This is a genomic window from Amycolatopsis orientalis DSM 40040 = KCTC 9412 (assembly GCF_000478275.1).
GTDB lineage: Bacteria > Actinomycetota > Actinomycetes > Mycobacteriales > Pseudonocardiaceae > Amycolatopsis > Amycolatopsis orientalis.
On sequence record NZ_ASJB01000080.1, the window covers coordinates 85,097 to 109,845 of the forward strand.

The window sequence follows — 24,749 nt, forward strand, 5'->3', positions numbered from 1 at the left end:
ATCGAGGACAGTGGTGGTCCTCGACTCTCCCTACCGGCTATCAACTACTCGAAATCGATTCCCCAACGCTGGTTGGCGACACCCTGGCAGTCATAGATCACCAGACGCGTTCCTTCCGCGTCGCCACCGCTCAGCGTGCCGAGGCAACGGCCGGAACCGGTGTTCTCGATCATGCCGTCCGGGCGCTGGAACCACCGTTGGGCGGGTCCGAAGTTGCAGTCCCACAGCTGGACCGGCGTGTCGTTCGCGGTGGCACCGTTGGTGACGTCCATGCAGCGGCTCTTCATCCTGATGGTGCCGTCGTTCTGCACCAGCACCTGCTGCGCGGTGGATCCGCTACAGGTGTACAGATTGATCGCCGTGCCGTTCGCGTCGTTGTTGTAGTAGACGTCGGCGCACTTGCCACTCACGCCGGCAAGCCGCCCCTTGTGCGGGAAAGACCGGACCACGGTCCAAGTCTGGAACTGCGAGCCCGTACAGGTCTGGATCGTCACCGAAGTGGCACCCTGGGTCGAGTCCAGACACTTTCCTGACTTCGGATTGATGACGGAGCCGTCAGGCCGGAGCTGCCAGAACTGAGCCGCGTCACCGGTGCACAGGTATGACCAGACCGCCGTCCCGTCGGCCACGGCACCGTTCTTCACATCGAGGCAGCGACCGAGCGCACGGATGCTCCCGTCCTTCGACAAGGTCCACGTGTCCGACAAGGACGCGATACAACCCGTTGTCCCGATGGTGGCACCGTTGGCCACGACACGGCCGCTGACATTGAGACAAGAACCGAAGCCGTCGGTCAGCTGACCGGCCGGAGCGGCGCGTTCCGCGATCTTCCAGATCTGCTGGGCCTGACCGTTGCAGTCCTGGATGGTGACGATGGCGCCGTCCGTCGCACCGGCCGCCGACAGGCAGCGTCCGGATCCGAGGTTGAAGATCCGGCCGTCATCGAAGATCTGCCATTCCTGCGTCAAGGATCCGGCACAGCCCACCGCGACGACGCGAGAGCCGGCCGCCGTCGCACCGTTCTGCACGTCGAGGCACTGACCGAGGACGTGGAGGGCGGTGTCCCCGGCCGTCCATTGCTGCGCCACAGAGGACGTACATGTCCACATCTGGACTGTGGTGTTGGTGGGCACGCCACCGGACAGATCAAGACAAGCACCACCGACACCGGTCACGGGTCCGCTCATCGACACTCGGTTCGAGCGCGTCCTCAGGTTGCGGTACTTGACCTGGTCACCGGTTCCATGGCCGGAGAGCTGGACGTAGGAACGCCGGTTGAACATCGTCGGAGCGGTGTACTCGTTCACCTTGGTGCCGTTGAGCAGCACCGTCACCTTGGGACCGGCCACGGTGATTTCGAAGGTGTTCCACTCCCCGACCGGTTTCGCCGCCGTCGCGATGGGTGCCTTGATTCCCTTGATCGCCCCGGTCGCGTCCGTCGGCGCCGCCGAGGCTCCACCGATCGCGATCTGCGCCGCGGCGGGGCCAGGACCACGCGGAAGCCCGACATGCACCGCCGACTGCGAGTTCGCGCCCGTCGCCTTCCAATCCACCTTCAACGTGTAGTCGTTGTCGAACAGGTTGGACGGGTTCCATGGGCCGGCGGTACCGGCCAACGTGCCGAACTCACAACCGTCCTGCGTGGCGAGAGCCGGGCCCCAACGGGCGAGAGACGACTCGGCTCGACCGTCCATGAGGGAGCTGAACCCAGGTTCGAGGTTCGCGTTGACGCAGTTTCCCGCCGGCCCGGCCGCCGGGCCCCCGACGAAATAGCCGGTCACGTCAGCGGTGAGCTCGGCCTCTCCTTCGGTGTTCGACGCGCTGAGCTTCCCGCTGGGGCCGAGCGGCACCAGCGCCGTGGCCGGAGCCATCTTGCCCTGGTCGACCTGCAGTGCGGGTGCGTTGGCGAAACCGGTTTCAGGAGCGAAGAAGGAGACGCCCGTGTTGATCACCTTGTCCGCCGCGGAGCCCGTGACCACCACGCCGGTCGCGCCGAGTGGCACCCCCGCTGTTCCGGCGACCTGCGCGGTCACGGTGGCGCCCCGCTTGAGGGTCCCCATCGGGACGCCAGTGCCGGTGCCGGTGTCGATCACCCGGCTGGTTCCGAGCGAGGGGACGAACAGGGCCCCATTCCCAGGGGCGAACCAACCCAGCAAGTCGACCGCGAGGTGGGTCAAGCCTGCCGAGTTCCGCAGCCGGATCTTTCCGTCGTCACCGATCCGGACGAAGGCGATGTTGGAACGCCGCTGGCCGACGTTCATGAAGACGCTGCTGGTGTCGGGCGTGTAAGTCTGCGGATAGGCCGAGATGAAGGTCCCCGCAGTCGACTGACCCGCTGTGAGGTTCACCACCGCGGTGGTCGCGTTCGCCGGAACGCCCGACACACCCCGGACCTGAACAGCGATCTCCTCGCCAGCGCCCAGCGGGGTGTTCTTCACCGATGCCAGGTTCTTCGTGTCGAGGAGCCGAGCACCCCCGGGCTTGGCCGTATAGGTGCCTACTCCATCAGGGCTGAAGTATCCCGCGAGGTCCACCGTCATCCCCGGCGTGCCGACGGTGTTGTGGATGCGGACGGCCCCGTCTCCCCCGAGCGGCACGATGACCGTCAAGGTGGTCTGCCTGCTGGTCTGCACAGGGAACCGGATCGGCTGTGCGGCACCGGGGTTGCCGGCGGTGAACCGCAGTTCCGTCGGCCCGTCGGCCAGGCCCGCGGTCACGGTCAGCACGACCGCCGTCGCATTGGTTGGTGCGCCGGGAACCGTCAGCGCGAACGTCTCACCCGCGGTGAAGCGTCGCTGGTGTCCGCCGACCGCCGTGTTGGTGTCGAGGATCCGGGTCGGATTCGTAAGAGCGGTGTAACCGCCAGGCTGAGCGGCGATCGCCGAGCCCGGTGAACCGGCCCAAAGGACACCGACGCCCCAGTCGTTAGGAGCTCCACCCGACACGGCCTTCGCGCGAGACTTGAGCAGATACTCCAACTGCGCGGCGTCCAGTTGCGCGTTCGCCCCCTTGAACAAGGCGGCCACACCAGCCACGTGAGCCGCGGCCGCGGACGTGCCGGTGAAAAGGTCAGGCGCAGAGGCGGACGTCGAAACACTGGCGAACCCGGTGATGTCAGGCTTGGTCCGGCCGTCGACGGTCGGGCCGTGGCTGCTGTACGGCTCGAGCTGCCCCGACGCGGGTTTGGTCGCGCCTGTCGCCAGGACGTACGGCGAGCTGGCGGGTTCGGCGATGCTCCCCGCGGGAGTCGACCACTGGAAACCGCCGGTCTTTCCCAGCTTGGTCAGATAGAGGTCGAACTTCGTCGTGAAGGGGGCGTTGTTGTTCTTGACCCAGGCGTAATAGGTGCCACCGGAGCCGGAGTCGTTGGTGAAGGTCGCCTCTTCGACCGGAGCACCGCCGCCGGCGGTGTCACGCTGGGCGAGGGTCGACCGAGCCACCACATGCGGATCGTTCGGTCCGGTCGGGGCAGCAGCTTGGTCGGTGATGTAGAGATCGAGGTCCTTCGTGGTGACCGGCCAGGCGTCCCAGCGCAGAGTCACCGTCGCCGGCTGCCCCGCACCGACCGAGAAGCTGTTGACCTCCGAAGCACCATTGAATTCGACCCAGGTGGACGCACCGGTGCGGTCCGCCGCCTGGCCGGCGAAATGCCGCTCGCCGTAGTTGCCCGCCGCCGCCGACCACAGGATCCCGGCTTGGCGAGAGCGCTGAACGACCTGGGCGGGGCTGTTGACGTCCGGCCCCGTTCCGTCGCCACGCCCGGCTCCCGGTACGGCGATCGCGGCGCTGATGATCTGCACGCCCTGCTGCTGCAGCCAATCCGCCGCAGGCGCGAAGCCCATGTCGTCCTCGACACACGCGAGATAGAGCTGCGCGGCGGGCGCCATGTCATGGACGATCTCCGCGACGTTCACCCCGTGCGGATCGTCGATCGTGGCGTCGAGACAGTTCGAACCGTTGGTGACGAGCTGGGTTCCGCTCGGAAGCTCACCTGCCGCCTGTGCGGCGGCAAGGCCAGCGAAGCCGACATCCAGGATGCCGATCTTCACCCCGGCGCCCTTGTTGTTCGTGTCGATCCATGCCTGAGCCCCGGAAACCCCGACGCCTTCGGAAGTCACACTCGACGGGAGCACCCTGGTCGGCCGCTTCACTTCGCGGACTCCTGGCTGCTTCGCAAGTTCATCGACCTTGTCCTCGGCCACCGCCGCCCTGACCCGTCCCGGCTGCGCGGCGGAAACCGTCCCGCCGACCGCCTTGACGGCATTCCGGAGGTCGGGCTCGTTCTGACCGTGAACGTAGAGGAGCACGTGGCCGTTCTGATCCTTGGCCACTCGCTCCTTGGGTCTCTGCCCGGCCACCGATTCCGCGACCGGCGCGTCGCCTGGTGGCGCCGCGTCGGCCGGCAACGTGAAGCCACTCACCGCCAAGGACATGGTGGCGGCTACGAGGGCCGCACGTCGCAATGTCTTCATTTTTCCTTCCGATTATCCAACGAATCAATTAGGCAGCAACGGCTCGGGTGCGACAACATAAGATCGCTCCGATTCCGGCCAGTCCGTGTACAAAATGTCCGAAACAAGAGCACCAGTCAGCAAGTCTAAAAGAAACTCAGCAGAGGTTCCCTGATACTCACCCCACCCATCGCCAGTATTATCCATGAATACAATAGGCCATTGATCAGCGACTTGCCTCTCAACGGGTCGCCAGAAATACGTATGCTCATCTCCCTCAGCCCAGGGAATCAACCCACCAGGCTCAGGAAAAAAGAGGTGTGGATAATCCTCAGGAAGCTTCGGCCTCACCCCCATAAAATAGGCACCCTTCGATTTCAGCTTCCACTTATATGCCTCCAGCCACCGACGACTCTGCGCCGGCGACCAAATATAAATGTATTCAGACATAACCCCAGACGGGAAAACTCTCAAGAAGTCCCTGTGAGAAGTCGGAAATTCAAAGCCCAATTCGGCCCACACTTCTTCCCAGGCAAGCTCTAGCCTTGCAGATTCTTTCCAGCCCAGAAAATCGGCCAATTCTAGTTCAGCAGCTCGCACGTTGCCCGTCCCGACCTGGTTCATTGTAGATAATGACATCACACTTGAAGCCTCCGTCCCCTTCGGCAACGGCATGCACCCCCCAGGGAACTGGAGACTTCCCGTCATAGAGCGGCGTTACTGAGTAGTAGACGCGCTGCCCACCCTCCACCGCATCTCGGACGCCAACCTCAACGGAATTGAGCATCTGAACGCTGTTATTAAAGGAATAAAGGGGGACGAGGTTTTTTACCTCATTGCTTCCATCAAACATTCTAGCAATAAGATGACTCCGGTGCATGCCAGGCTCCCAGCCAAACGGCTTCTCCGGCTTTCCTTTGGACTTTTTCAATTCCGTCAAGCAAACAACCGCACCCGTTGCCCGCAAACCTGTTGTGCCTTTGTAATAAGCCTCCTCCATTGGACCGTAGACCGGCAAATTCGGCTGAAGACCTTCTTCTTCGCATCGATCCTTGTGTTCCTTGTATTCCAGATCAACAGGCAGCGGGAGTGGAAGTGGATCAACCCTGGGAGCTGGAACTGGACCGTCGGTAATCCTGTTCGACCGATCAAAATATTCCAGGGCTCGATTGGCAACTGTCGTTGCCTCAGTGAGCGCAGATACCGTATCGACAACCACAGCAACTGTCGCGCCCGCAGCCAGTTCGGCGGCCTTAGTCAGCGCCTTGGCGATCCATGGCGGCGGAGGCGGCGGTGCAGGCTTGACCGGCTTCGCCTTCCCCCCTGGTTTGAAGCCAGGCTTACCCGGTGTCCCCGTATATGTGGACGGCTTCGGACAGCCACCGACGCGCCATTTGCAATGACCGACTGGGACAGGTTCTTCGTTGCCGCCTTCCCATTCGTACCCCTGGGCGTACGCATGGAACCACTGCGGGCAAAGCTGTCCGTTGACGCGGATTTGATCTCCGCAGCCGCCTACCGTTTGACCACCCATGTTGCAGTAGAAGAAGGTGGCAGCGTCTCCGAATATGCTACCGCTTCTTGGCTTGCCCCTCGACGGTGCGGAAGGTCCGTTATCCGTGGCACCGTCACACCAGTTGACCCAGGGTCCGTGCCCACTCGGGTCGGAGGTCCCTACTGAGTCCCCGTTGCCATAGGTATAGCGGTTCGTCGCTGTTGAAGGATCGGGAGCAAGTTCCCAGTCATCCCGCGAAAGGAACCCACCGCGCTCCGGCGAGTACCACCGCGCGGTCATGTTGACGTCACCGGAATCAGGGCTGGTCCAGTCGCCCTGATACCCCAGATTCGAGGTGTCACCCGACGACGCGGTCACCACCCCGAACGGATCGAACGTCCGCTGGCCGTCGACGACAGCGCCGAGGTAGCGCCCGACAACGTCCCCGTGCCGATCGGCGTAGAGCAGCTTCCCGCCGGCACCGGCCTTGTCACTCAGCGCGGCGCCGTCGGGGAGCCTGGACACGGTACGCATGCCGTCGGTGACGGTCTCGTTCGACATACCGTCGTAGCTCAGGGCGACGTTGTTGCGAGTGTGGACGCGGTCCTTGCTGTCGTACTGGTAGTTCGTCGGGCCTCGGGTGACCAGTCGATCGAAGGCGTCGAAACCGCTCGTCGTCGTGGTACTTCCACGAGTGACCGCGGAAACAGTGCCGCGCTTCGTGTAGGTGTACGCGGCACCTCCACCCGAGAGGAGCTGATTTCGCTCGTTGTAGGTGTAAGCCGCGCCATTGACCGATGACCGGTTACCCGCGTCGTCCCAGCCATAGGTCGTCTGCTGGGTCCCTGCGGTCCACGAGGTCAGACGGCCGACCCCGTCGTATCCGTAGGCATTCGTGGCAGGTGCACCGGGACGCGTTGAGGTCTTCGAGGTGACCTTGTCGTCCTTGTCGTACCCATAGCTGTCACCGAACAAAACCCGCGTACTGGTGTCGGTCAGCTGCGTCAGGTTGTCCGACGCCAACCTGCCGAGCTTGTCATAGCCGATGTTGCGAGCGACCCGCCCGGACAGCGCCCGATCCTTCGTCAGCGAGAGACGCCCGGCGTTGTCGTACCGGTAGTCCATCGTCCGGCCGGTGAGTGGGTCCGCGGCCGAGTAAAGCCGCCCGGCGGCGTCATAGGTGAACGTCGCGGTTCCGGCCGCATCGGCGCGCGTCGCGAGGGTCCCGTCGCCGTTGTAGGTGTACACGCTGGACCCCATGGGTCCCTGAGAGGTGCGCAGGTTCCCGCGATCGTCGTAGCGGTAGTGCGTATCGCCACCGGGGCTGCCGACCTTCGTGACGCGTCCCGCCAGGTCGTAACCGAACGTGCGATCCGTGGTCGCCTGTTCCGCGCCCGCACCACGCTCGACGGTCAATCGGTCCTGTTCGTCGTACTCACGAGTGCGGGTGACACCTCCCGGAGCGACCAGTTTCGTCGCCCGTCCGACGGCGTCGTACGACGTGGTCCAGGAACGGTCGGCGGACGCGGTGGCTCCCGCGACAGCGGGTTCGATCACCGATTCCGGCAGTCCCCAGGGGGTGTAGGTGTACTCCGTCGCGTTGCCCTTGCCGTCGACGAAGTGGCTGCGGCTGCCCAACCGGTCGTAACCGGTCCAAGTCGTGATGGACTTCGTAGCGTCGACCTTCTCGACCTGTTTGACGAGCCGGTTGAGGAAGTCATAGCCGTAATCGACGATCCGGCCTTCCGGAGAGACCGACTGCAGCACGTTCCCGTTGCCGTCATAGCTGGAAGACGACGAACGCTGCTGCTGGCCGTCGACGATCTGCGCGGTTCCGGTCAGCCGGCCCGCCAGGTCGTAGGTTCTCGTACTGACCAGACCGGTCGGGTCGGTGACACTGTTCTGCCGACCCGAGTTGTCGTAGCCGTACGTCACCGTACGGTTGGTCGCGTCGGTTTCGCTGATCAGGTCGTTCGCACCGTTGTAAGCCTTTGTACTGACGAAACCTTGCGGTGTGGTCTGTGAAGTGATGTTCCCGGCATCGTCGTATCCGGTCCGAGTCGTGTAGAAGACGTTCTGGCCGCCATAACGTTCGACCTGCGTCGCCGTGATCAGGCGACCAAGCTCATCGTAGGTGAACTCCTCGCGGGCACCGGTCGCGTCGGTGGTGCTGAGTAGTTCGCCATTCCCGTTATAGGAGGACTTCAGAACCGACGGCGTGTCGCCGACCTGTGGCAACGTCGAGGTGAGCAGGTGGCCGTAGGGGTCGAAAGTGTTCGTGGTGGTGCGGTTCAAATGGTCGGTGACCGTGAGCGCGTTGCCCCCGCGGTCATAGACCGTCCGAGTCACCGGAACGATCGGCTGACCGCCCGGCGGCGTGTAGGCGGGGAGCACACCGGCGGTCGCCCTGCCCATGTTGTCCCGCTCGGTGGTGGTGACGTTCCCAGCACTGTCCTTGGACTGGGTGACCTCGCCGAACGTGTTGTACCCCAAGGACTCGGTCAGTTCCACGTTCGCGGTCTTCTGGCCGCCGACCCACACGTCCACGGCCGGTTTGATCGTCGAAACAGGTTGGCCGGTCGCGTCGTAGGTGTAGCGGGTCTCGACCTGCCGCCGGTCGGTGCTCGCCACCGCCAGCCCACGTTCGTCATAGGTCGTGGTGGACGAAAGAACCAGCCCGTTCGACGCTGTCGTGTCCTGCCTGCGGACACTGCCGTTGGGCGCGTAGGTGAAATCGGTCGTCTCGACGCGAGCGGGATCGGCCGCACCGGTCGAGGAGGCGCGAGTGGGATTGCCCGCGCCGTCTCGAACGAACGTCGTCTTCCTCTTGACCCCGTCAGGGTCCACAGTGGACTCGACAACGAACCCGGCGGCGTCGTACGCCGTCGTCTTCTTGCGGTTCCCCGCGGTGACCTGTTGGGTCAGGTTGCCGGCGGGGTCGTAGACGCGTTGTTCCAGCAGAACGTCCCGAGCCGGTCCGGACGGCGGCTGGTACCCCTCCAAGGTGGTGGTGGCGAGCAGGCCGTCGCCGTAGTAGCCGTACCGTGTGGCCCGGTTCATCGCGTCCTGAACCCGCTCGAGTCGCCCGGTGGGGTCGTAGCTCCGGTTCTCGACCCGCAAGCTGCCCATACCCGAGGTGGCGGGATCGGCTCCGATGCCGGTGGCCACACGCGACAGCAGACGGCGCTCATCGTCGAACTGGTCGGTCCACTTCGTGCCGAGGACATCGGTGGTGACGACCTTGAGCAGGTCAGGCGAGCGCTCGTACTGGACCACCCCACCATCCGGGTAGTTGACGCTGACCCGCTGATCGAAGGCGTTGTAACCGAAGGTCGTCTTCCGAGCGAGGTCTCCGCCCGTCGCGTCGGAGACCGTTGCCTCGAGCAGGTTCCCGTTTCCGTCGTAGACGTTGCTGGTGACAGGAGTGTGCGTCACCCCGGTGATCGTGTTGGTCACCGCCGGGCCCGTGATCTTCGCGATCTCGGATTTCGGCGTGTACTCGAAGGTCCGGATCCCGAAAACGCCGCCGGCGGCGTTGCCCTCCTGCTGTGACAGACGCCTGCCTATGCCGTCGTACGCGTACGACGTGACCAGCCCCATCACGTCCTTGGTGAACGCCAAGTCCCCGTTTGCCCGAAACGCATTGCTCGCGACCTGGTTCCGCCGATCGGTGACCTGGATCAGCACACCGGCGGGCACCTTGCCACCGCCCTCGGCGGTTTCGGTGCCGTTGGCGTAGGTTCTCACCTCGGTCGGCGCGGCGATCTGCCCCGCCGGGATCGGGAACGTCGTCGTGGTGAGCCGACCGGCCGTGTCATAGGCATACGACGTCCGGTACCGGGTGTCGGTGGCACTCGACGAGCGAGCATCGGAACTGGTGGCGAGCTTGTCACGCCTCGGATCAAGAGGGTCCGATGAAGTGACATACGTGAAGTAGGACGTGTTGCACGAACCCGCGGCCCGGCAGGTCTTTCGGCTCAACACGTTGCCGCGTTCGTCCGTGGTCTGCTCGACCCGGTTGTCGAGCTCGTCGACAGTCGCTTTCAGGAAACCCTTTTCGTTGTACTCCCAGTGCTTGTCGAATCCCTTGTGGACGATCGAAGTGAGGCGGCCCCCCTGATCCGCGTCGAACTTGTACGTCCACTCCGGGTAGGGACCGCGCAGCGTGACCGTGCGTTCCGCGTTGTTTCGCACCGGCAGGTCGAGCGTCCACTTACGACCGTCGTGATCAGTGAGCGACTTCGCCCGATCGGCTCGATCGTCGTAACCGATCTCAGCGTAGACGCGACCGTCCTGCGGCAAGGTGATCTTCGTGAGTTGGTCGATCGTCCGTGCGGCACCGAAGTGCTGCGCGACAGCGAAGGGGCTCAAGGTGTGCTGGTAGAGCGCGACCTCGTCGATCGAGCCGTTGAAGTAGAAGTCACCGCCGTTCGTCGACGGGAAGTTCTTGCCGACCCCGCCGCCGACCACCAGTTTGCCCAGCGTTCCGTGATCGATCAGGCCGGTGATCGTTCCGATGGACGCGCCATCGAGGTACAGCGTCTGACGGTCGACTTCGGAAGTCAGCACCGCGTGATGCCATCCGTTGTCGTTGACCGGGTTCGTACTGATCACCTGGCTCGGCCCGGTCACATTACGGGCGGACAGTCCGCCGTAGAGGTGACCGTCGATGCCGACGTAGAGCAACGGACGCCATTTGGCGGGCGCAGTGGCGGGAAAGGCCTGATCGGCATAGCTGAGCAGGGTTCCGCTCGCTCCGGTCTTGAACCACAACTCGGCGGAGACCGACATGTTCTCCTTGAGCAGGTCGTCCGGCAAGGTCAGGTGACTGGCCATGCCGTCGAAGACCGCGGCCGTGTCGGTCGTACCGCCGAGTGCTCCTACCGCCCCGAAGCCGAGGCCGTTCTGCTTGCCCGCGTCCGCTCCGGGAGTGCGAGCCGCGGCGTTCGCCGTCGTCGGCCCGCTGTCCTCGTTGAGCCGCCAATACCCGCGCGGCCCGTCGTCCATGACCGAACTGCGGTAGTGCGAGCCGGCGAGACGCCCATAACTCGTGCAGTTCGGTGCCGCGCCGGGAGCGCAGACGCCGGTCAACGTGTCGCCGTCGTAGGTGTAGGTCCAGCTCAACGGATCCTGTCCGGCGGCCGGCGGGGGTGTCTGCACCTTGGTGACATGCGCACCCGTCCACGTGATCCCCAGGGAACGCCCGGAGACGTCGTTCACCACCGCGGTCACATGCCCGGACGTGTCGTACTCGAGATGCTCGGTGAGCCCTGCCGGGTCGGTGACACGGATCAGCTTCCCCGCGTTGTCGAACAGCCAGCGGCTGCCGGTGACATCCCTGAGCGTGTAGTAACCGGTGCCACTGTCATAGACGAGGTCGACGTTCTGGCCCATCGGCGGTGCGAAGGAGCCGTCCGGATTACGGCCGAACCTGGCTTGCCTGCCGTTCGGATAGGTCAGCACGACGTCGACAACGACGTTCTGCGCGGACCGGTTCGGGACGAGCCGCGTGTCCAGACGGGACGCCCAGCCGACACCGAATGCGGTGTCCCTACGGGGATCCAGGCTGTTGTAAGTCCTCGTGATGGTGAGATCTGGACCGACGGTGGCGACGTTGGCGTCGGTGACGACGGTCGAGTAGTTCCCGATCTGCGGATCGAGACCAGGACCGTTAACGGTGTCCGGACTGCCCGCGAGATGCGAGGTGATCTCCGGCTGCGGGACACGTGTGGTCAGCGCCAGCGGGCCGACCCAGTTCGGTGACGGGCTCACCGTGTCATGGGTCTTGACACCCCAGTAGTAGGTCTTGCTCCAGACCAGCTTTCCGGCCGGCGGCACCCAGCTTTCGGGACCCCACGGGGAATCCGTGCAGTTCTGGGTGAGCGCGACATCGGTGCAGATCCGGAACTGGAAGGTGAACCCCTTGTTCGGCCAGTTGTCGTCATCGATGGCCCGGGCGAACAAGGTCGGTGTCAAGGATTCGACCGTCGCGCCGTTGCCGGGTTGCTGGTAGTTGGACCCCGGCGGGGTGTTCTGGACTTTCAGTGGAGCCGAACCGTAGGGAACCTCGTAGACGACGTGGAAGTCCTCGTTCGCGGGATTCCACATGGTCAGGAGAAGTTCGTAGTCTCCCGGGGCCAATGCGGTCAGAGGCACCGTGATGGTCGCCTGGCCACCCGGTGGCACGTCCACGCCCGGCGCGACTCCCTGGGAGGTCCTGATCACCGTGCCGTTCTGTTTGATCAGATAGCCCAGTCGATATCCGCCGCCGGCCGCCCAGGTGGATGACCCCTGGTTCGTGACCTTCGCGGTGAAAGTGCCCTCTCGCGTGTTGGTCGGCAGGAGAACGTCGGTGAGTTCGTAGGCGGCGCCTTCCGGCGCGTAGCGAACATCGAGGTACGGCTTGTTGGGTGTGTTTGAAGAGGCGAAGCGTTTGAAAGCCGCGCTGTCGCCTTCGTTGGCGGCACGGATGGTGAAACCGTTGCCCAGGGCCGCTCCGTGTGACCACTGGATCGCGATGTCCTGTGGCAGGACGAACTTGGTCAGGTACTGACCGGCGCATCCCGCGCCCAACGCCGGGACGTCGACGGTCGCGAGCGCCCGGCCGGCCGCCGCTCCCGGCCACACCGCGTTGTTCCCCCAGCCTTGGGTGACCTCGAAAAGGGTGACCGGCCGGGTCTGACACGAATGAACTGCCAGCACGTCGAGCGTCGCCCCGATGATGTACTGGTTTCGAAGGGCGGCGGAAACGGACTCCAGCTTCAGGTACGAGCGGGAGATCGTCCTCCCCCCGTTCGGAGAACCGACCTCGAGTTCGATGTTCCCCGAATGGTCCTGCGTCGTACCGGACTTGACATACGTGTCCTCGCTGACCGCTACCTTCCCGACGCTCGGATCCACCACGACCGGGAAGACGCGACTCGGATCACGCAGCCAAGCCGCGTCCAGATCGACTCGCAGGGTCCAGGTCCGAGCATCCCGCTGCGCGATCGAGTACCGGACTCCCTCGCTTCGGACGCCGGTCCCGGTCACCGGATCGGCCTTGCCGTCGATCATGAACCCGGCGGGAATGACTCCTCGCACCACGCCGACCTGGTCGATCAGTTCGACGTCGCCGTCGATGATCTGCGGACGAAGCGCGCCGGTGTGCAGGGTGAACGCGTAACTCGACCGCGCCTTCGACGAGCGCAGGACGAGTTCCTCTTTGAGCCCGCCGTTGGTGGCCGACAAACGCAGGTCCACGTCTGGCAGGGCACCGGGATAGGTCACACTGTCCGCAGCCGGCCGCGCTGCTGCGGGGGCGGCGTCCTGAAGGGCGTAAGCCAGTGTGTGGTCGCCGTCCAGACGGACACTGGCCACCTGTCCGGCGTTCGCGAGCGGCGCGAAACTGACGGCTGTCGGAGCTTTACGCGGGGACCACCGGCCATCCGGGCCCGCCTGCAGGTTCAGATCGACGGGAGACCAGCGCCCATCGGCTTCCCGGACGTTGGCCTGCCCGGTGTGCACCCGAAGAGTGCGGCTGCCATCCGGATTGTCGAACGTCTGAGTGTCCGCGGTGCGGTCCTGCGGCCGCTCGACGGCCTGGGGATCGATCGACGGCAACCCGCTTCGCTGGTCGACCGTCGGCTTGACGTGCTGCCTGCCGTCGACCACGCCCTGGACCTGAGGCGGCGCGGCGGCCGAGTCGGCCACCGCGCCGGGCGGACGAGGAGTGTCGCGGAGATCGAGGCCCGGTCTTTCGTGTCTCCCCGTACCCGGCCCGGATCCCAGCCTCTGCTCGGGCGAATCAAGCGAAGCCCCCAGCGGCAACGGCTCGACCGGCTTGGCGTATTCGACCGCCGAACCGGCGACAGGAAGCAGAACAGCCAGCACGAGACCGAGAACCAACCAGTTCCGCGCAGCATTGACCACACGTGAACGCGCCACAGTGACGTACCCCCACAGACCGAACAGCCGTCCCCCGACGCCGAGCGGAACGTTAAATGGAGGTAAAACGATCAGTCAATGGAGCGGGGCAGGAACTACTCGAATGCCGCAACAGAGTGAAACATCCCATGTACTCCATGTGGCCGAGTCATCAACCGCGGATGATGCGAGCCCATCGCCTGCGCAGCGGGGTCACTTGCGCTTCCGGGGGCCCTTCGGGCTCCGGGACCGGACGGATCACCGGGGCATAGATCGACTTCGCCAGGTCTCGCTTGGCCTTCTTGAAGCCCGCCAACGCCTCGGGCGGGTATCCACCCAGTTTCGGGCGGTCCGGCACCTGGCTCAGGTCTTCCAGCAGCGTCCAGTTGGAGCCCAGCGCCGCGAGAGAACGGTGTTTCGTCGCGTAGTAATCGGGGTGGATCGACACCGCCACCCCTGATGCGCCTGCCGCGGCGGCCAGCATGTGCAGATGGAATCTCGTGGAGATCCAGGTCTGTCCAGGCGAAACCGGGAGCCCATGCGTCCAGATATGCGAGAACGGGTAGAAACGTGCGCCGGGCAGCTCCCGCTCCAGGAGGGCGAAGACCTCTCGATCGACGCGGGGGACCCCTTCGATGACGCCGATCTTCTCGGGCGGGATCTTCCACGAGCGCAGCATCGAGAGCACCGCGCCCGCCAGCTTGCCGACCCCTACCTCCACCAGGTCGGACTGAAGGCACAGCATGACCTCGGGCACGTCTTCAGCGGCGTCGTAAAGATGCGGGCCGATTCCGATGAACGCGTCGTCGAGACCGACCGGCACGTCCAGCAACTCCGCCGAAGCGTCATCACGGACTTCCACGATCTCGAACCGATCGGCCAGCGCGCGCAACAGAGGCGCGACGTCGTCACACGCGGGAAGCAATCCCTGTCCTGTCATGGCCGCCCGGCCACCGGAACGCTCGGCCGCGGCAGCCGCGCCCGCCAGCAGACCGATTTGCTTGGGCCAGAGCTTGTTGATGTAACCGCCGCCGACCACGTGGATGACGTCCACGCCGGCCAGCAGCTCGATGCCGTGGTGGAGCCTCGGCATCATCCCGGGGTTGTGCATGGCCTCACGGACCCAGGCCGCCGCTTGCCACGGATCCTCGGAGGGGGCCTCCCAGCAAAGCCGCCACAAGGTGTCCGTGAACTTCGCACGGGGGTGCAGCCCGTCAAGGAGCACCGCGGCGGGACCGGGCGAATGGGTGTCCACCCAGACGTCCGCGCCCGGAGCCACTTCGGCCAGATGCCGGAGCCAACTCGCGGCAATGAGCTCGTCACCATAGTTGGGGTGACCGACCGGCGCGACCAGGTAATACAGTGCGCGCCGGGCAGGCTTCGAGACCGAAGCCGTTCTGTCGGGGACCGGCATTCGTGCATCGTAACGCCGCACACACCGTCACCGGAGCGGGAGCGCGTAAGCGACTCCGGCCGGGGTGGCCCAGGCATCATCGACCCCATCGGTACCCTCGTTCCCGTGCATGCCACCAGCACGGTTCACGCCGCCGACGGTGCTGCTCCGACCTCGGTTCCGCCGATTTCGGACAGCAAGACCTTTTCGCGCGCGTTCGCCGACATCAAGACCGGTTTCGCCGCCAAAGAGCTGTGGGGACACCTCGGCTGGCAGGACATCAAGCAGCGCTATCGCCGCTCGGTGATCGGCCCGTTCTGGATCACCATCAGCCAGGGTGTCATCGCACTCGGCCTCGGACTCCTGTACTCACAGTTGTTCGGCATGCCGACGTCGACGTTCCTGCCCTACATCAGCACCGGCTTCATCATCTGGGGCTTCATCAGCGGCTGCCTGTCCGAGGGCATGGAGACCTTCATCTCCAACGAGGGGCTGATCAAACAGCTCCCGGCGCCGCTTTCGGTCTACGTACTGCGCACGGTGTGGCGCCAGACCCTGATGCTGGTGCACAACCTGATCGTCTACGTGATCGTCGTCGCGATCTTCTTCACCGCGCTCAACCACCCGTACTCGCTGAACACCGGCAACTGCGATCCGGGCTACTCCGGCATCTGCCACCCCGGCATCGGCTGGTACTCGCTCACCGCGATCCCCGGCTTCCTCATGCTCGCCTTGAACGCCGGCTGGGTCACCCTCCTGCTGGGCATCATCTCGACCCGCTACCGGGACATCCCGCAGGTGATCAGCTCGGTCATCCAGCTGCTGTTCTACCTCACGCCGATCGTGTGGCCGATCGACCAGCTGCTGGCCGGCGGCGCGCGGGCCTCCACCTCGTGGGCCCTGCCGTTCGTCCACGGCAACCCGTTGTTCCATTTCATCCAGATCGTGCGCGCACCGCTGATCGGCCAGGAAGTCAGCATCAACAGCTGGTACGTGGTGCTCGGCATCACCGTCGTCGGCTGGGTCCTCGCGCTCGTCGCGATGCGCAATTACCGTTCCCGCGTCTCTTATTGGGTGTGACAGATGGTCAGCATTGATGTGCACAACGCCTACGTCGACTTCCCCATTTTCGACGCGAAGACCCGCTCCATGAAGAAGAAGGTGCTGGGCAAGGTCGGCGGCAAGATCGGCACCGAGACCAAGGTGCCGATCATCGAAGCCCTCCACGACGTGACGCTCCAGCTGCGGGAAGGCGACCGGGTCGGCCTCGTCGGCCACAACGGCGCCGGGAAGTCGACGCTGCTGCGGCTGCTGTCCGGAATCTACGAGCCCACCCGCGGTTCGGCGAAGATCTCCGGCAAGATCGCGCCGGTCTTCGACCTCGGGATCGGTATGGACCCGGAGATCTCCGGGCTCGAGAACATCATCATCCGCGGCCTGTTCCTCGGGATGACCGCGAAGCAGATGGAAGCCCGCGTCGACGACATCGCGGAGTTCACCGAACTCGGCGACTACCTGCAGATGCCGCTGCGGACGTACTCGACCGGTATGCGGGTGCGCCTGGCGCTGGGCGTGGTCACCTCGATCGACCCGGAGATCCTGATCCTCGACGAGGGCATCGGCGCGGTCGACGCGGCGTTCCTCAACAAGGCGAAGGACCGGCTGAAGGCGCTGGTGAAGCGGTCGGGCATCCTGGTGTTCGCCAGCCACTCGGACGAGTTCCTCTTCGAACTCTGCGATTCCGCCATCTGGATGGACGAGGGACACGTCAAGCAGCGCGGCTCGCTGCGCGACGTGCTCACCGGCTACAAGGGGCGCGACCCGTTCGAGAACATGAGCAAGGAAACGCTGGAGCGGTTCGGTGTCGAGCCCGAGCCGGTGTCGACGACGAACGGCGGCCAGGGATGACCAGCGAGAACCGGCAGTTGCCCGAAGGCGCCGTAGTCGGCGTCGTCGTCACGCGCCATCGGCGGGAACTGCTCGCGGACTCGCTCAAGATCATCGCCTCCCAGACCCGGCCGGTCGACCACCTCGTCGTGGTCGACAACGGTCCGGACCAGTCGGCACGGGACATCGTCGAGGGCTACCCGCTTCCCTTCACGTACCTGCCCTCGCACCGCAACCTCGGTGGCGCGGGCGGGTTCGCGCTCGGCATGCTGCACGCGCTTTCGCTGGGCGCGGACTGGATCTGGCTCGCCGACGACGACGGCCGCCCGGCCGACGAGAACGTCCTCGCGATCCTGCTGGAAGAAGCCGAAAAGCGGAATCTGGCCGAGATCTCCCCGGTGGTGTCCAACATCGACGCGCCGGACAAGCTCGCGTTCCCGTTGCGGCGCGGGCTGACCTGGAAGCGTTCGTCGTCGGAGCTGGGCGTCGACTTCCTGCCGGGGATCGCCTCGCTGATGAACGGCGCGTTGTTCCGCGCGTCCACTTTGGACGTCGTCGGCGTGCCGGACCTGCGGCTCTTCTTCCGCGGCGACGAGGTCGAACTGCACCGGCGGCTGGTGCGGTCGGGGCTGCCGTTCGGCACCTCGCTCAAGACCGCGTACCTGCACCCGGACGGCTCGGACGAGTTCAAGCCGATGCTGGGCGGCCGGTTCCACGCGCAGGACCCGGAGAACGAGGTCAAGCGCTACTACACCTACCGCAACCGCGGCTACCTACTGTCCCAGCCGGGCATGCGCAAGATCGGCGCGCTCGAAGTCGTGCGGTTCGGGCTGTACTTCGTCGGGGTGAAGCGGGACCCGAAGGCGTTCCTGCAGTGGCTCAAGCTGGTGCGGCAGGGCCGCAAGGAGAAGTTCTTCCGCTACTGAGGCGTGTCCCTCCCCGTGCCATGAAAGGTCCTTTCCTTGCGAAATTTGCAAGGAAAGGACCTTTCATGGCATTTACGTCGACGCTGCTATTCGCCGATGACCGGCGGCGCGGTGCGCAGATCGGTCCCGAACACCTCGTCCGGATCGCCCTCGACGAGGTACGTCGGACGCTGGTGCTCGGTGTCCTCGTCTCCTTCGGACTGCTGGCCGCGGCCGCCCATGCCGCCGCCCAGCCCCGGCCCGCCACGGCCGCCGGCGCCACCGCCGAGACCGCCCATACCGCGACCTGCCGCCGCTTCGGCCGCTCCGACACCGCCGGGGCGGGCCGCGCCGGAGGCGGAACCCGAACCGGGAGTGGAGCTCGAACCGCTACCGGGGCCGAACCCGCTGCCGCCTCCGCTCCGGCCGCCTCGGCCGTTGTACTCGGAGTCGCCCATGCCGCCGCCCATCATGGGCGCCATCGGCATGGGGCCCATCGGCATCGAGTTCATGTTCGTGTTGGGGCCGGGTGTGCTGATCGGCGCCGGCGTGTTCTGGAAGCCCGACGGCGTCGTGCCCGAGGGGATGCTGCCTGACCCCGTGCTGGCGCCGGGGCCAGGGAGGTTGCCGCTGCGGGGCGGGAGAGCCGGGATGCCACCTGGCGTGCGGCCGCCGCCACCGGGCGGGATGTACGAGCCACCGGGCGGGTTGGAGCCGGGCGGGGTCGAACCGGGCGGCAGCTGATACGGCTGCGGCTTCGCCGGGTCGTCGATGCCGCCACCGCCGCCGACGCCGAACTTCGGCGGCTCAGCGAACACCGGCTGCTTGGACGCGGCCTCGTACAACGCCTTGTCGTAGTCGTGCATGGCGGAGGCGGCCTGGGTGTGCGCCTCCCGGCTGTCTTCCTGCTTCTGGATGGACTTGTCGATGTTCTCGCCGAGGTTGAACGGGTTCGACGTCATCCAGCCGCCGACCTCGTCCTTCCAGCTGAAGGGGATCGGCGCGGGCATCACGTTCTTCACGTGGGACGCCGCGGTGCCCTGATCGTAGATCGTCTCGGACGCGAGCTTCGCGTTCTGGGAGTTCGCGTCGGACCACTTGCTGAGGCTCTGGAAATAGCCCTTCGCGTTGCCCGCCGCTTCGCCGTCCCAGGTGCCCTGCGACGCGTTGACCGCTTCGGTCATCGTGGTCGCGAAGCTTTCGAAGGCCTTGTGGATGTCGTGGTACGCGGTGGAGACCTGGGTGACCTGCTCGACGTTCAAGTCGCTCTTGACGAACTGTTCGAGCCGTTCGTGGTCGTAGCCCTGGTAATCCGCGTTCGACGGTTCCAGCCCCTCGACGTACTGGACGTCGCCGCCGCGGGTCAGGTCGTCGACGTTCTTGTCGCCGACCTCCTGGGCCTTCTGATGCGCCTGCCCGGTGGCGATGAACTGCTTGACGGCGCCGAAAAGCCAGCCGTCACTGGGATCGACGCCTTCGTCCGCCTTCTGCTGGAAGTACGCGTCGCGGGCCGCGGGCGAAAGGTCGGAGACCTGCTTCTCGCTCAGGTTCGGTGTCTTCGTGGTCATCCCTGTTTCCCCCTTAGCTCTTCGGAAGCTTCGGTGCGACGATGTCCGCGACCTTCTCCGCGACCCCGCACGCCTTCTCGGGGTCTGTCGACACCGTGACGACGTCCACCCGCGAGGTGGCGCCCGCTTCGAGCGCCATCAGGCAGTTCGTCGGCGGCGTCGGGACCAGGACCGCCTTGCGGCCCTGCACGTTGCCGTTGGTCTTGCCGTTCCCGGCGTCGTTGACGCTGTCAAGCCCCTGCGTGTCACGGACGCCGACGCTGACCGTCAGCGATTCCTCGCTGGCGGTGGCCTTGTCCTTCGTGAGCGTGCAGGTGCGGGCTCCGCCGTCTTCACCGGTCTCCGGCGCCTTGAAGGTGCCGTAGGAGGCCAGGTCGGTCGCGCTGACGAGGGAGCACGGGTCCAGCGACGCGGTGTTCCCCCCGCCGATGGACGGCGACGCGGCGGAAGACGTCGGCTGTCCCGGCGCCGAGGACGGCGCGGCGGTGGGTGTTCCGGGCTTCTCGCTGGAGCAGGCGGCGAGTACCAGTGCGGCCGCGGCGAGCGGCAGGGCGTAAAGCTTCTTCATCGTCCTCAAGCCTGGATCTTCTTGGTGGCGTCGATCGCGCGGTCTTCGACGTCCTTGTACAGTCCGGCCGCCCTGGCCAGCGCCTCGTCTGCGTCCTTGACCACCTTGGCGAACTGTTCGAGCACGACGGCCGCGGATCCGGCCGCCTCGGAGGCGCCCTTCTGGTCGTGCGCCGCCACGGCCTTGCCGTACGGGTGGCCGCCCAGCTGCGGGGCCTGCGAAAGGTGCACCGTCTTCGCCTTGAGCGTGTCGAGGTGCTCGGACATGTCCGCCAGCGCCTTGCGCAGCGGTTCCACGCCCTTCTCGGTGATCGTGAAGCCGCCGTTCTTGGCGGCCGAGACCAGCTTCTGGGTTTCGGCGCTGACCTTGGCGATCGCCTCCTGGTTCAGCCCGCCCTTGGCCACATAGCCCGCCGCCGCCCCCATGGCCGCGCCGATCGAAAAGTCCGGTGCCGCCTGTCCGCCGTCCGCTTCGAAAGCCATCGCCCGCCCCACTGCATCGTCTGCTCGCCCGTGCGTACCGCCCGGCAGTCTACTAGCCGAGCACTCAGCGCAACGCTGATCGAGCCGATTCGCCGATCACCGCGGAGTGCGCCGGAACTGTGACGAAACGGGCGTCACCGCGGTTCCCCGTGCTCCGGAACCGCCTCAGAACTGCCCTTCGAGCTGGGCGTACAGCTGCTGCGCGATCCGCGCGTTGTCGGCCGGAGCGTAGGTCAGCCAGCTTTGCCCATCGGCCGCCCGGCGCGAGGTCATCATGTACCGGCCCGCTTCGGTGTCGAACCAGGCCAGCGGCGGGAACACCTGGCCGCCGCGGATGAACACGCTGAACTGGCCCACGCGCGTCTTCGGCTTCTCGAAGATCCGTTCCACCTGCCGCTGCTGCGGGTTCGACCCGTGGGACCGGGGCCCGCTGACTCCTGCGAAGGGGTCGTACGCGTCGTCATTGTTGCGAGGACGCTTCGGCGCGCTGACCGGCTTCGCGATGGTGACGGACTGGCCGGGGCCGGCCGGGGTGAGCGGCAGCAGGTCGACGATCGACGCGACGATCGCGGTCGGCCTGGTCTCTTCGAAGACGAGCAGGTTCTCGTCCTGGCGCGCGAGGACCCCGAACTGGCCGTTGGTCGCCGCCCTCGCGAACAGCTGCTTGTCCTTGTCCATCTGCGCGACCGTCCAGACGGCGAGCTGCGGATTGACGAACGTGGCGAGCGCGAGTTCGACGTCGGCGTCGAGCCTGCCGCCGCGCATCAGGCCGCGGCCTTCGAGATCGCGGAAGACGGCCTCACGCACCATCGCGCGCTGATCGATCGTCGTGCCGATGTGCGGGACCTCGAACGGGACCGGCGCCGGCCCGAACCGGCCGTGTTCGAGCAGGATGTCCACCGCCGCCAGCGACAGCGAGAACGAATGCGGCATCGCCATTTCCCCCCGCGGGTGTCTTGTTCGTCGGGATGAACGTAGTCCACTCACCCGGTACGCCCGCAGCGAACCCGCTTGCCCGGCCGCGATCAAGGCTGGTGCCATGGGTTCATGGCAGACCAGAAACCCGCGCTCGTGCTCCATCTCGCCACCGGTGGGGAGCCGCTGCTCTTCGCGCTCACGACGGAAGAAACCGAACGGCTGACCAAGGACCTTTCGCATTTCGTGCGCACCGGTTCGGTACAGACGATCCAGACGAAGGACGACTCCGAGGTGGCGATCAACTTCTCCCACGTCGCCGCCGCCTACATCGACGATCTGAACCGCAAGACGCGGGTGTTCGGGCTCCACTAGGTCCGGGAGAACAGTTCCAGCAGTCCGGCCGGCACCGACGTGCTGCCGTTGGCCGCGACCCCCTTACTTGCGACATGCTGGGTTAGCGCCGCTAGGAAAGCTGGCGATACTAAAGGTCCCTTGCTCTCTTTTTCGGGGGGCCGACACGTCCCCAATGCCACATTGGAGACGTTGAGTGCCTCCAATGTGGCATTGGGGACATCGAGCCGGGCCAGATGTCATGAACGGGACTTTCCTTGCAGTTTTTGCAAGGAAAGTCCCGTTCATGACAACGCTAGAGCGCGGAGCGGAGTTACAGCTCGTAGAGCCGCTTCCAGTTCTCCCGCGACGTCAGCTCGGGCATGGAGCGCTTGTACTGCTCCTGCACCGCCGCGCCTTCCTTCCGGAGCCGCTGGATCACCTTGGCACCGCGGCGAGCGAGGTCGAACATCTTCGCGCGGTCGTACGAGCGGACCCGCACGCCTTCCTGCGAAGCGTCGGTGACGACGGCGGTGTCGAAGGTGGCGACGTGCCACCAGTGGGCCTCGTCGATCGGGATCGCGCCGAGCGAGTGACGGCTGCGGCCGAGCACCCGGTCGAGGATCCGCTTGATCAGCACCAGGCGCTGCATGCTGGGCCGCGGCGCGCTGTTGATGATGCCGATGTCGTTCGACGCGATGCCCGGGACGTCGGTGGCCTTGTGCCGCTTGGTCTCGGGGTACTCGTCGCGGATCCGGCGGATCTCCTTCATCGCGGCGACGCCGCCGTCACGCAGGACCTCCGGGCCTTCGAGGAAGTCCTCGACGGCCTTGATCAGCGTGGCGGACAGGCCGTACTGCATGCCGAGCAGGTACCGGACCAGCTGCGCGATGAGCACGCGCGAGAGCAGGTTCAGGTTGAACGGCGAGTGCAGCGCGGCGGTGATGATCGAGTTCCGCAGGTTGAAGTAGCGGTGCCACTCGTCCCAGTCCTTCCAGTGGAAGTCGGCGTGCCAGACGCCGGCGCCCGGAAGGGTGACCGTGGGGAAGCCGTGCGCGCGGGCGCGGTAGCTGTACTCCGCGTCGTCCCACTGGAAGAAGAACGGCAGCGGGTAGCCCGTGGCCTTGACGACCTCGTACGGGATCAGGCACGACCACCAGCCGTTGTACCCGGCGTCGAGGCGGCGTTCCTGGCGGTTCGGCTTGAGGGTCTCCTCGTCGACGCCGAGCAGGTCGGCGGTCGAGAGCGAGTGCGTCACCGGCTGGCCGGGCTCCAGCGTGTTCAGCCGGGCGTATTCGGCGCCGACGTGCAGCTGGTTCGGGTGCAGCAGGTTCAGCATCTGCCCGCCGACGATGACCGGGTTGACCGTGCGGTTGGAGAACGCGGTCATCCGGATCACCAGGTCCGGCTCGAGCAGCACGTCGTCGTCCATGAACAGGACGTTCGCGTGCTCGGTCTCGGTGTGCCCGGCGACCTCGTAGAGGCCGCGGGTGAAGCCGCCGGCACCGCCGAGGTTCGGCTGCTTGATGTAGTGCAGCTTGTCGCCGAGGTCCTTCGCGACCTGCTCGAAGCCGTCACGCGACTCGACGAGGTCGGTGCCCTGGTCGGCGACGTAGATCGCGTCGAGCGTCTCCAGCGAGGAGACGTCGGCGGCGAGCGCCTGCAGGTTCGACAGGCAGTCGTCGGCGCGGTTCATCGTGCAGATGGTCACCGCGGTCGGGCGGATCTTCTCCGGCGCTTCGACCGTCCAGCGGACGTTCTCGACGCGCAGCGACTGGCCGCCCTCGGTCTCGAGGTCGAGCCAGAGCGCGCCACCGTCGTAGAACTTGTCCAGCTTCGCGGTCAGCGTCACCTTCTGCTGCTTCGCGCCCGCGATGATCTCGGCGGCGACCACGCGCGCGTCGCCCTCGAGGTCGGAAGCGCCGATGGACAGCTGCCCGTCACCGGTGACGACGGCCTCGACCGCGACCTCGGTCACGTCGGTCCAGCGCTGCCAGTAGCTCGCGGGGAAGCGCCCGAAGTAGGTGTTGCCGGACACCTTCGACGCCGGCTCGATGGCGATGCCCGCGCGTTCGCGCACGGCACTGCCCCATTCGAGCTCGGCGTAGAGGTCCTTGCTGACGATGGGGGCCGGGCCGGCGTAGAGCCCGCGCTGCGCGGTGAGACGGCCCTGCGGGGTGCGTTCCGCGAAGCGGGTGTCGTCGATAGTGCTCACCATGGCGCTCGGGGCCTCTCCGGTGACGGCGGCTTTACCGGGCATGAATCCTCAGTTCTCCTCTGTGCTGGTCAAGACTGGGCTGGTGGCGCGGGGCTCACGGAAGACGACCCACTTGAGCATGACGAAATTGATCACGGTCGCGGTTGCCTGCGAAACGACCCAACCGAAAGTGGCCTTCCAGGCCGACTCCGGCAGGACGTGCAGCATCGTGCGGTTGACGCCGACGGCCACGAGGAACGTCACGGCGTACAGGAGTACGAAGCTACCGATCTGACGTGCGCCCTCCTGGCGTCCACCGGCGAAGGTGAACTTGCGGTTCAGGAAGAAGGCGGTCGTGGTGCCCACGATGAAGCTGAGCGCGCGGGCGATGTCCACCCACGGCGTCGCGTCCATTCCGAGAGCACGAAGCCCCTGGTAGACGCCGAAATCGACGAGGGCGCAGAATCCGCCGATGAGGCCGAAGCGGATGAGCTGCCCGAGCAGCCCAGGGGAGGACGGCGCTGCCGCCGTCGAGCCGGCTTTCGGGTCGGTCGCCACCACTGCTCTACCTCATAAACTGCTGGGGCTGGTGCGCAAAGTGTAGAAGCGAGCACTTCAGGGTCACGTTCCGGGCAGTGTTCGGCGTGGTT

Annotated in this window: 15 protein-coding genes; 5 read left to right on the forward strand and 10 right to left on the reverse strand. The window is 65.8% G+C overall.

What is annotated here, in order from left to right:
- Positions 1-44: 44 nt before the first annotated feature.
- The 3 genes from L324_RS41040 to L324_RS28245 are packed head-to-tail and all read right to left on the reverse strand — an operon-like array spanning position 45 to position 12,849.
- Positions 45-4,472, reverse strand: coding sequence for a ricin-type beta-trefoil lectin domain protein (locus L324_RS41040; protein ID WP_081736495.1), 4,428 nt, complete (start codon positions 4,470-4,472; stop codon positions 45-47).
- Positions 4,473-4,496: 24 nt separating this feature from the next.
- Complete coding sequence (locus tag L324_RS42540; protein WP_152547024.1) at positions 4,497-5,075, reverse strand: hypothetical protein; 579 nt, start codon at positions 5,073-5,075, stop codon at positions 4,497-4,499.
- Positions 5,038-12,849: a LamG-like jellyroll fold domain-containing protein gene (locus L324_RS28245; RefSeq protein WP_161780887.1), complete on the reverse strand. Its 7,812-nt coding sequence runs from the start codon at positions 12,847-12,849 to the stop codon at positions 5,038-5,040. Before L324_RS28245 ends, L324_RS42540 begins: the two co-directional genes overlap by 38 nt.
- Here L324_RS28245 and L324_RS42880 point away from each other — a divergent pair.
- On the forward strand, positions 12,775-13,863 hold the full coding sequence (locus L324_RS42880; protein ID WP_161780888.1) for a hypothetical protein: 1,089 nt from the start codon (positions 12,775-12,777) through the stop codon (positions 13,861-13,863). The two genes, L324_RS28245 and L324_RS42880, sit on opposite strands and share 75 nt — an antisense overlap.
- A gap of 160 nt (positions 13,864-14,023) precedes the next feature.
- On the opposite strand, the gene L324_RS28250 is transcribed toward L324_RS42880, so the two are convergent.
- A complete protein-coding gene (locus L324_RS28250; protein ID WP_051174136.1) occupies positions 14,024-15,265 on the reverse strand; it encodes a polysaccharide pyruvyl transferase family protein in 1,242 nt (413 codons plus the stop codon).
- A 105-nt stretch (positions 15,266-15,370) separates the two neighbouring features.
- On the opposite strand from L324_RS28250, the gene wzm reads away from it, so the two are divergent.
- Genes wzm through glfT1 form a run of 3 tightly spaced genes read left to right on the forward strand, consistent with a single transcriptional unit; the run spans position 15,371 to position 18,057 of the window.
- Positions 15,371-16,324, forward strand: coding sequence for a galactan export ABC transporter permease subunit Wzm/RfbD (gene wzm, locus L324_RS28255; RefSeq protein ID WP_037315337.1), 954 nt, complete (start codon positions 15,371-15,373; stop codon positions 16,322-16,324).
- A gap of 3 nt (positions 16,325-16,327) precedes the next feature.
- Complete coding sequence (wzt, locus tag L324_RS28260) at positions 16,328-17,152, forward strand: galactan export ABC transporter ATP-binding subunit Wzt/RfbE (RefSeq protein ID WP_037315340.1); 825 nt, start codon at positions 16,328-16,330, stop codon at positions 17,150-17,152.
- Positions 17,149-18,057, forward strand: coding sequence for a galactofuranosyltransferase GlfT1 (gene glfT1 / locus L324_RS28265; RefSeq protein ID WP_037315342.1), 909 nt, complete (start codon positions 17,149-17,151; stop codon positions 18,055-18,057). Before wzt ends, glfT1 begins: the two co-directional genes overlap by 4 nt.
- 86 nt (positions 18,058-18,143) lie before the next feature.
- On the opposite strand, the gene L324_RS28270 is transcribed toward glfT1, so the two are convergent.
- The 4 genes from L324_RS28270 to L324_RS28285 form a co-directional block, all read right to left on the reverse strand.
- Entirely contained in the window at positions 18,144-19,604 is a 1,461-nt protein-coding gene (locus L324_RS28270; protein ID WP_037315346.1) for a hypothetical protein, read from the reverse strand.
- 13 nt (positions 19,605-19,617) lie between these two features.
- Positions 19,618-20,172 carry a DUF3558 domain-containing protein gene (locus L324_RS28275; protein WP_037315349.1) on the reverse strand — a complete coding sequence of 185 codons (555 nt, stop codon included), beginning with the start codon at positions 20,170-20,172 and terminating at the stop codon, positions 19,618-19,620.
- A 5-nt stretch (positions 20,173-20,177) separates the two neighbouring features.
- The gene (locus tag L324_RS28280) at positions 20,178-20,654 is read right to left on the reverse strand and encodes a hypothetical protein (protein WP_235783673.1); all 477 of its coding nucleotides are present in this window, start codon (positions 20,652-20,654) and stop codon (positions 20,178-20,180) included.
- A 165-nt stretch (positions 20,655-20,819) separates the two neighbouring features.
- Positions 20,820-21,587: an ESX secretion-associated protein EspG gene (locus L324_RS28285; protein WP_037316533.1), complete on the reverse strand. Its 768-nt coding sequence runs from the start codon at positions 21,585-21,587 to the stop codon at positions 20,820-20,822.
- A gap of 114 nt (positions 21,588-21,701) precedes the next feature.
- Between L324_RS28285 and L324_RS28290 the strand changes: the two genes are divergently transcribed.
- Complete coding sequence (locus L324_RS28290; protein WP_037315352.1) at positions 21,702-21,944, forward strand: hypothetical protein; 243 nt, start codon at positions 21,702-21,704, stop codon at positions 21,942-21,944.
- A gap of 292 nt (positions 21,945-22,236) precedes the next feature.
- Here L324_RS28290 and L324_RS28295 read toward each other — a convergent pair whose 3' ends face one another.
- Together L324_RS28295 and L324_RS28300 are read right to left on the reverse strand one after the other, a co-directional pair.
- The gene (locus L324_RS28295; protein WP_037315355.1) at positions 22,237-24,162 is read right to left on the reverse strand and encodes a glycosyltransferase; all 1,926 of its coding nucleotides are present in this window, start codon (positions 24,160-24,162) and stop codon (positions 22,237-22,239) included.
- A 6-nt stretch (positions 24,163-24,168) separates the two neighbouring features.
- Positions 24,169-24,660 (reverse strand): GtrA family protein, encoded by a 492-nt coding sequence (locus tag L324_RS28300; RefSeq protein WP_037315359.1) that lies wholly within the window; start codon positions 24,658-24,660, stop codon positions 24,169-24,171.
- Positions 24,661-24,749 lie beyond the last annotated feature (89 nt).

Excerpts from the sequence above, each read along its gene's own strand:
- L324_RS41040 (WP_081736495.1), bottom strand. The coding sequence starts at position 4,472 with ATGAAGACATTGCGACGTGCGGCCCTCGTAGCCGCCACCATGTCCTTG.
- L324_RS42540 (WP_152547024.1), bottom strand. The coding sequence starts at position 5,075 with ATGAACCAGGTCGGGACGGGCAACGTGCGAGCTGCTGAACTAGAATTG.
- L324_RS42880 (WP_161780888.1), top strand. The coding sequence starts at position 12,775 with ATGGTCCTGCGTCGTACCGGACTTGACATACGTGTCCTCGCTGACCGC.
- L324_RS28250 (WP_051174136.1), bottom strand. The coding sequence starts at position 15,265 with ATGCCGGTCCCCGACAGAACGGCTTCGGTCTCGAAGCCTGCCCGGCGC.
- wzt (WP_037315340.1), top strand. The coding sequence starts at position 16,328 with ATGGTCAGCATTGATGTGCACAACGCCTACGTCGACTTCCCCATTTTC.
- glfT1 (WP_037315342.1), top strand. The coding sequence starts at position 17,149 with ATGACCAGCGAGAACCGGCAGTTGCCCGAAGGCGCCGTAGTCGGCGTC.
- L324_RS28270 (WP_037315346.1), bottom strand. The coding sequence starts at position 19,604 with ATGACCACGAAGACACCGAACCTGAGCGAGAAGCAGGTCTCCGACCTT.
- L324_RS28275 (WP_037315349.1), bottom strand. The coding sequence starts at position 20,172 with ATGAAGAAGCTTTACGCCCTGCCGCTCGCCGCGGCCGCACTGGTACTC.
- L324_RS28280 (WP_235783673.1), bottom strand. The coding sequence starts at position 20,654 with ATGGCTTTCGAAGCGGACGGCGGACAGGCGGCACCGGACTTTTCGATC.
- L324_RS28285 (WP_037316533.1), bottom strand. The coding sequence starts at position 21,587 with ATGCCGCATTCGTTCTCGCTGTCGCTGGCGGCGGTGGACATCCTGCTC.
- L324_RS28290 (WP_037315352.1), top strand. The coding sequence starts at position 21,702 with ATGGCAGACCAGAAACCCGCGCTCGTGCTCCATCTCGCCACCGGTGGG.
- L324_RS28295 (WP_037315355.1), bottom strand. The coding sequence starts at position 24,162 with ATGCCCGGTAAAGCCGCCGTCACCGGAGAGGCCCCGAGCGCCATGGTG.